Here is a 1346-nt window from a genome sequence, read left to right as displayed (position 1 = left end):
AGATCTCTTTATTAAGATTAGGTAAATAAAAAACTCAGGAAATTTTTCCTGAGTTTTAAGTTTTTTAGCTCAAAATGCTGAAAATCGACCTTCAGAAATGGCTTAAAAATCGATTATCTATCTTTTTTCGATAATGTATATCAAACTTGAAAATTCGTTCGAAAATGAGGCTTTTATGTTCGAAATTGTTCCGTAGATACTTCCTTTTAGCCAGAATAGAGGAGATTTTTTATATTTTTCGCTTAACATAGAGATGTAGTAAGAGTCAAGGATCAAAGGTTTGATCTTTCTCATTTTCCAATCTGGTTTTTTAGAAATCAGATTTTCCATTCCGTTTTTAGAAAAATGATAAATGTGTCTTGGTACATCATATGCCGCCCAATATTCTTTATAATGTTTAGCATCATAAGAAGTAGGATTGGGAACAGCAATAATAAGAAGTCCTTTGTCTTTTAATTTCGAATGAAAGATATTGAGCATTTCATCCTGGTTCTCTATATGCTCAAATACATGCCATAATGTAATTGCATCTAAACTTTTGTCTTCAATTTTTTGAATATCGTCAAGAATTTTCGCTTTTGTAATTTTCCCTTGTGCTGCTTTTCTTGCATCTGCATCAGGTTCAAAACCGAATGTTTCAAAATCATTTTCTATATACTTTACAAATTCTCCGGCACCGCATCCGTAGTCTAATACTTTTGATCCCTGTTGAATTCTTTCCACAAGAATATTTTTTTTGTAACGTAGATTAAAAGACTGAAGAAATTTGTATAATTTTTCTTTCAGGCTTCCGGAATCCTGGTGATGAGAAATGTAGTCTTCACTTTCATAATATCTGGAAATATTGGATGGAATAGGGGAGGTCTTATAAACCCCTTTAGTTTCTGTTTCTTTAATTTCAAATATTTCCTGTGAAAGAAAATGATCTTTTATTTTCATTGAATTTGCTATCTGTTATATTTTAATAAAATAGTAAGTATATACAAATTTAGTTTTTGTGGTATTCTTTAGTTTGAAGGTAGCTTAGAATTGTAGAGATATAAACTATAATTTAATAGTTCTTCATCATCGGAATGACCATCATCTTTTAAAGTGTATATAACTTAAAAAATTAAGATATTCATCAACTTTTTAAAAGCTTAATAAATACCTTAATTTTTGTTTTTATTGTAAAAAATGTTTCACGTGAAACATTTTTATTTTAACGTCCTAAATATACTAGTAAAACATTAATATCAGCTGGAGAAACCCCGCTTATCCTTCCTGCCTGTGCAATGGTCTTAGGACGTACATTAGACATTTTCTGTTTTGCTTCTGCAGAAAGGCTTGAAAGCTTCGTATAATCA

Annotated in this window: 2 protein-coding genes; both read right to left on the bottom strand. The window is 29.9% G+C overall.

Features of this window, described 5'->3' with window-relative positions:
• Positions 1–117: 117 nt before the first annotated feature.
• Positions 118–939: a class I SAM-dependent methyltransferase gene (locus BBH99_RS11740; RefSeq protein WP_066695736.1), complete on the bottom strand. Its 822-nt coding sequence runs from the start codon at positions 937–939 to the stop codon at positions 118–120.
• A gap of 262 nt (positions 940–1201) precedes the next feature.
• A partial coding sequence (locus tag BBH99_RS21895) for a hypothetical protein (protein ID WP_131799221.1) occupies positions 1202–1346 on the bottom strand: 145 nt, incomplete at its 5' end.

Source organism: Chryseobacterium contaminans (genome assembly GCF_001684955.1).
Classification (GTDB): domain Bacteria; phylum Bacteroidota; class Bacteroidia; order Flavobacteriales; family Weeksellaceae; genus Chryseobacterium; species Chryseobacterium contaminans.
The sequence above is the reverse complement of the archived record's forward strand: the minus strand, read 5'-3'. Positions and strand labels throughout refer to the sequence as shown.

Excerpts from the sequence above, each read along its gene's own strand:
- BBH99_RS11740 (WP_066695736.1), bottom strand. The coding sequence starts at position 939 with ATGAAAATAAAAGATCATTTTCTTTCACAGGAAATATTTGAAATTAAA.